A 6,000-nucleotide genomic window follows, 5' to 3' on the forward strand; every position below is an offset into this window, starting at 1 on the left:
CTTCTCTGGCGTACCGTCGAGGACGTCAGACGATCCGGCCCACCCGGATCCGGACGCACCACCAGAGAAAGTTCACGCATGTCTCTCGTTCTTGACCCCGCCGCCCAGGACCTGCTCTTCCGCGAGGCCCGCACCGCGAACACCTTCACCGACGAGCCGGTGACCGACGAGCAGATGCAGGCGATCTACGACCTGGTCAAGTACGGTCCGACCGCCTTCAACCAGACCCCGCTGCGCGTCACCCTGGTCCGCTCCCCCGAGGCCCGCGAGCGCCTGGTGCAGCACATGGCCGAGGGCAACCAGGCCAAGACCGCCTCGGCCCCGCTGGTCGCGATCCTCTCGGCCGACAACGAGTTCCACGAGGAGCTGCCGGCCCTGTTCCCGGCCTTCCCGCAGGCCAAGGACGTCTTCTTCGCCGAGCGCCCGGTCCGTGAGGGCTCGGCGCTGCTCAACGCCGCGCTGCAGGCCGCGTACTTCATCGTCGGCGTCCGCGCCGCGGGCCTGGCCGCCGGCCCGATGACCGGCTTCGACGCCGAGGGCGTGCGCAAGGAGTTCCTGGACGACGACCACACCCCGCTGATGGTCGTCAACATCGGCAAGCCGGGCGAGAACGCCTCCTACCCGCGCGCCCCGCGCCTGGCGTACGACGAGGTCGTCACCACCGTCTGATCGTCTCGTCGAGAGACAAGTCGAGACAGCAAGAGGCCCCCAGCACCGCCGGGGGCCTCTTTCGCATGTCCGGACGGGAGGCGGGGCGGGCCGGCTCAGCCCAGCTTCAGCGCCTTCACCATCTCGGTCAGCTGCGCGAAGGAACCGGTGCCGGCCACCACGGTGGTCGAGCCGCCGGGGTTGTCCTTGAGGACCAGCGCGTCGTAGCGGCCGCCGGTGTAGCGGACCCAGGTGCGGCCGGCGATCTGCTCGGTGGCCGTCGTCGCCTTCGCTCCCTGGCTCGCCTCGTCGATGAACTCCGAGCGCTTCTGCGTGGTCGACTGCTCGATGGCCACGTACTGGCCGTCGGGAGCGCTGAAGCCGAGGTGCCAGGCATCGGACTTGTCGCCGCGGTAGCGGACCGACGTCGCCTTCCAGGTGTCCGGCAGACCCTCCGGGGCGGCCACCGGATACGGGGCCGCGCGGCGTGCCGTGGCCAGCTCGACCTGGAAGTCCACCCGCTTGAGATCGGGAGCGTGATCGTCGTGCGGGATGGCGATGAAGTAGACCACCAACGCCGCCATGCTGATCAGGACCAGGGAGAGGATCATGTCCCGGGCCGTCTTCTGCTTGCCTTTCGGAGCTGCCACGCCCCCTATCGTCGCAGGTGCCCGATGCGCTCATCCGTGGGGTCCCCTGCTCATTTTGTCGGACTGACGATAGAGTCGGGCCGAACACCCTCATCCGGCCGTCGTCGTATCAGAAAGGTGCGCTCCGATGACCGAGCATCATCATTTGCCGTCCGAGCTGGACGTCCCGTCCGAGGCCCCCGACCGCAACCTCGCCCTGGAACTCGTCCGGGTCACCGAAGCCGCGGCGATGGCCGCGGGCCGCTGGGTCGGACGCGGCGACAAGAACGGCGCCGACGGCGCGGCCGTACGCGCCATGCGGACCCTCGTCTCCACCGTGTCGATGAACGGCGTGGTCGTCATCGGCGAGGGCGAGAAGGACGAGGCCCCGATGCTCTTCAACGGTGAGCGCGTCGGCGACGGCACCGGGCCCGAGGTCGACATCGCCGTCGACCCGATCGACGGCACCACGCTGACCGCCAAGGGCATGCCCAACGCGATCGCGGTGCTGGCCGCCGCCGAGCGCGGCGCCATGTTCGACCCGTCCGCCGTCTTCTACATGGACAAGCTGGTCACCGGCCCGGAGGCCGCCGACTTCGTCGACATCGACGCGCCGGTCGCCGTCAACATCCGCCGGATCGCCAAGGCCAAGCGGGCCACGCCCGAGGACGTCACCGTCGTCATCCTCGACCGGCCGCGCCACGAGGGCCTGATCAAGGAGGTCCGGGAGGCGGGCGCCCGCATCAAGCTGATCTCCGACGGCGACGTCGCCGGCTCCATCTACGCGCTGCGCGAGGGCACCGGCGTCGACCTGCTGCTGGGCATCGGCGGCACGCCCGAGGGCATCATCTCGGCCTGCGCCGTGAAGTGCCTGGGCGGCACGATCCAGGGCAAGCTGTGGCCCAAGGACGACGAGGAGCGGCAGCGGGCGATCGACGCCGGGCACGATCTGGACCGGGTGCTGACCACGGACGACCTGGTCTCCGGGGAGAACGTGTTCTTCGTCGCGACCGGCATCACCGACGGCGAGCTGCTGCGCGGTGTGCGCTACCGGTCGGACACCGCGCTGACCGAGTCGATCGTGATGCGGTCGAAGTCGGGCACGGTGCGGAAGATCGACTCCGAGCACCGGCTGCGGAAGCTGCGGGCGTACAGCGCGATCGATTTCGACCGGGCGAAGTGACGCCGCCGGGCGGTCGCCGTCCCGCCCGGCCTTGAAGATGCCGGCGCCGAAGGCGCCCGGCACCGAAGAGGGGCGCCCCTGTGCGGAGGGGCGCCCCTTCGGCGTGTGCGGAGCTGGCTCAGCCCGCGATACGGCCCGTGGCCCTCGCCGTCTTCTTCAGCTCCATCTCGCGGCGGCGCCGCCGGGCCAGGACCACACGGCGTTCCGCGGCTGTGAGGCCGCCCCAGACGCCGTACGGCTCCGGCTGGAGCAGGGCGTGCTCGCGGCACTCGACCATGACCGGACAGCGGGCGCAGACCCGCTTGGCGGCCTCCTCGCGGGAGAGCCGGGCCGCGGTGGGCTCCTTGGAGGGCGCGAAGAACAGGCCGGCCTCGTCGCGCCGGCACACCGCCTCGGTGTGCCAGGGGGCGTCTTGGTCCCTGTCTCGCGTCGGCACCCGCTGGGCCGGTACGGCTACCTGCAGGGACGAATGCGGCGGTTGCAGCACGGTCTTCTCCTGACGACGGCTTCGCGAGCGAGAGACGATGCAGCAAGCCCTACCCGCTGTACGCGCGCCTATGCACTGAGTTCCCGACCGTCCGTGCCGCGGGCGGCGCCGAGTGGGCGTCCGTCAGTGCCCCAGATGCCTGCGCACGGCCCGGTCCGCCTTGCGCTGGACCTTGTCGAGGATGTCCGCGACGAGCTTGCCGCGGCTGGGCCGTGCCTCGATGTTGCCGAGCACCGCCCAGCCGTCGACGTAGACGACGGGCGCGTCGGGCTCGGCGGAGTCGAGCGTGTCCACCTCGAAGTTGCCGAGCACGCCGCCGCCGGTGCCGCGCAGCGAGACGTTCTCCGGCACCCGCACCTCGACGTTGCCGAAGACGGAGACGGCCTTGATCACGACCTGTTGGTACTCGAACAGCGCCTCGCTGAGGTCGATCTCGACGCTGCCGAAGACCGCGTACGCGTGGATGCGGCGGCCCGCGCGCCAGCGGCCGCGGCGGACGGCGCTGCTGAAGACCGCGACCACGTTGTCGTCGGGGTCGGCGGGCATCGCGCCCGGGACCGGCCGCGGCGGGACGGCGGTGTGCGCCGGTGCGGCCGGGCGCCGGCCGGCGGGCAGGTCGCGGACGAAGACCTCCAGCTCCCCGACCGTCTTGGCGGCGAGCACGCCCTCGACGCGTTCGGCGTGCTCGTCGGCGGTCAGCCGGCCCTCGGCCAGGGCCTCGCGCAGGATGTCGGCGATGCGGTCACGGTCGGCGTCGGAGGCACGCAGTTCGGCGACCGGCACGGCGGTCTGCGGCTGAGGGTCCACCTGCTTCTGAAGGTCCACGGCAGCAGCATAGCCAAACACGATAGATCGCGATAGCCCCTCGTTCGTGGGCGAAGTGAGCCTGACCTCACAGGCTCGGTGTCGGCGGCAGGTTCTACGCTGGTGAGGCCCGCCAGCGTCGGCGGGCCGCCGTCGTTCGAGTGAGGAATGGGCTGAGATGCCTGAGTTCGCGTACACCGATCTGCTCCCCCAGGGCGAGGACACCACCCCGTACCGGCTGGTGACCTCCGAGGGCGTCTCCACCGTCGAGGGACCGGACGGGCGGACGTTCCTCAAGGTGGAGCCGGAGGCGCTGCGCAAGCTGGCCGAAGAGGCCATCCACGACATCCAGCACTACCTGCGCCCGGCCCACCTGGCGCAGCTGCGCCGCATCATCGACGACCCCGAGGCGTCGAGCAACGACAAGTTCGTCGCGCTGGACCTGCTGAAGAACGCCAACATCGCGGCGGCCGGCGTGCTGCCGATGTGCCAGGACACCGGCACGGCGATCGTCATGGGCAAGCGCGGCCAGAACGTGCTCACGCAGGGCCGCGACGAGGAGGCCCTCTCCCGCGGCATCTACGACGCCTACACCAAGCTCAACCTGCGCTACTCGCAGATGGCTCCGCTCACCATGTGGGAGGAGAAGAACACCGGCTCCAACCTGCCCGCGCAGATCGAGCTGTACGCCACCGACGGCGGCGCCTACAAGTTCCTGTTCATGGCCAAGGGCGGCGGCTCCGCCAACAAGTCCTTCCTGTACCAGGAGACCAAGGCCGTCCTGAACGAGGCCTCCATGATGAAGTTCCTGGAGGAGAAGATCCGCTCGCTCGGCACGGCCGCCTGCCCGCCGTACCACCTGGCGATCGTCGTCGGCGGCACCAGCGCGGAGTACGCGCTGAAGACCGCGAAGTACGCCTCCGCGCACTACCTGGACGAGATCCCGGCGGAGGGCTCGGAGCTCGGCCACGGCTTCCGCGACAAGGAGCTCGAACAGAAGGTCTTCGAGCTGACCCAGAAGATCGGCATCGGCGCGCAGTTCGGCGGCAAGTACTTCTGCCACGACGTCCGCGTGGTGCGTCTGCCGCGCCACGGCGCGTCCTGCCCGGTCGCCATCGCCGTCTCCTGCTCCGCCGACCGCCAGGCCGTCGCGAAGATCACCGCCGAGGGCGTCTTCCTGGAGCAGCTGGAGACCGACCCGGCGCGGTTCCTGCCGGACACCACGGACGAGCACCTGGAGTCCGACGGCGACGTCGTCAAGATCGACCTCAACCAGCCGATGGACACGATCCTCGCCGAGCTGACCAAGTACCCGGTCAAGACCCGCCTCTCCCTGACCGGCCCGCTGGTCGTGGCCCGTGACATCGCGCACGCCAAGATCAAGGAGCGGCTGGACGCGGGCGAGGAGATGCCGCAGTACCTGAAGGACCACCCGGTGTACTACGCGGGCCCGGCGAAGACCCCCGAGGGCTACGCCTCCGGTTCCTTCGGCCCGACGACGGCCGGGCGCATGGACTCCTACGTGGAGCAGTTCCAGGCGGCGGGCGGCTCCAAGGTGATGCTGGCCAAGGGCAACCGCTCCAAGCAGGTCACCGACGCGTGCGCGGCGCACGGCGGCTTCTACCTGGGCTCCATCGGCGGCCCGGCCGCCCGCCTCGCCCAGGACTGCATCAAGAAGGTCGAGGTCCTGGAGTACGAGGAGCTGGGCATGGAGGCGGTCTGGAAGATCGAGGTCGAGGACTTCCCGGCGTTCATCGTGGTGGACGACAAGGGCAACGACTTCTTCCAGGACCCGGCGCCGGCGCCGACGTTCACGACGATCCCGGTGCGCGGTCCCGGGCTGGCGTAACGCCTCCGGCGGGAGCGGGGAGGGCGTTTTTCGCCCCCGCCGCCCCTACCCGTCCCCATCCCAGGGGCTGCCGCCCCTCTCCCCGCCCCATGGGCTGCGCCCCTGGACCCCGCCGGCTGCTCGAACGCCGGGCGGGATGGCGGGTGCCGCCGGAGGGAGAGATTCAACGGTCTCTCCGAGGGCCCAGAGCCGCGGTCGGCGTCCGTGTGGGTTGCCCGGGGCAGGGCCGCCTGGCCGACGCGGCGACTGTGGCGCGGCGGGGACGGATTTCGCCCCCGCCGCCCCTACCGTCCCCATTCCCAAGGGGCCGTCGCCCCTTCGACCCCGCTGGGGGCTCCGCCCCCGGCCCCCGCGAGGCGTCGCACGGAACCGGCTCGCCGGCGCAGTGGCAGCGGCACGC

At 70.9% G+C, this 6,000-nt stretch carries 6 protein-coding genes; 3 read left to right on the forward strand and 3 right to left on the reverse strand.

The window, feature by feature from the left end; genetic code table 11:
- Positions 1-78 precede the first annotated feature (78 nt).
- Positions 79-669 (forward strand): malonic semialdehyde reductase, encoded by a 591-nt coding sequence (locus C3489_RS25665; protein WP_103784430.1) that lies wholly within the window; start codon positions 79-81, stop codon positions 667-669.
- Between the two features lie 95 nt (positions 670-764).
- Here C3489_RS25665 and C3489_RS25670 read toward each other — a convergent pair whose 3' ends face one another.
- Positions 765-1,298, reverse strand: coding sequence for a DUF4245 domain-containing protein (locus tag C3489_RS25670; RefSeq protein WP_103784431.1), 534 nt, complete (start codon positions 1,296-1,298; stop codon positions 765-767).
- Positions 1,299-1,425: 127 nt separating this feature from the next.
- Between C3489_RS25670 and glpX the strand changes: the two genes are divergently transcribed.
- Entirely contained in the window at positions 1,426-2,460 is a 1,035-nt protein-coding gene (gene glpX, locus C3489_RS25675; RefSeq protein WP_103784432.1) for a class II fructose-bisphosphatase, read from the forward strand.
- A 118-nt stretch (positions 2,461-2,578) separates the two neighbouring features.
- Here the strand turns inward: glpX and C3489_RS25680 are convergent, their stop codons facing one another.
- The gene (locus tag C3489_RS25680; RefSeq protein ID WP_103784433.1) at positions 2,579-2,947 is read right to left on the reverse strand and encodes a WhiB family transcriptional regulator; all 369 of its coding nucleotides are present in this window, start codon (positions 2,945-2,947) and stop codon (positions 2,579-2,581) included.
- A gap of 123 nt (positions 2,948-3,070) precedes the next feature.
- Complete coding sequence (locus C3489_RS25685; RefSeq protein WP_103784434.1) at positions 3,071-3,772, reverse strand: DUF1707 domain-containing protein; 702 nt, start codon at positions 3,770-3,772, stop codon at positions 3,071-3,073.
- A gap of 157 nt (positions 3,773-3,929) precedes the next feature.
- On the opposite strand from C3489_RS25685, the gene C3489_RS25690 reads away from it, so the two are divergent.
- The gene (locus C3489_RS25690; protein ID WP_103784435.1) at positions 3,930-5,600 is read left to right on the forward strand and encodes a fumarate hydratase; all 1,671 of its coding nucleotides are present in this window, start codon (positions 3,930-3,932) and stop codon (positions 5,598-5,600) included.
- Positions 5,601-6,000 lie beyond the last annotated feature (400 nt).

Origin of the sequence: Streptomyces sp. Ru71 (assembly GCF_002920535.1) — a bacterium.
In the GTDB taxonomy this organism is placed as follows: domain Bacteria; phylum Actinomycetota; class Actinomycetes; order Streptomycetales; family Streptomycetaceae; genus Streptomyces.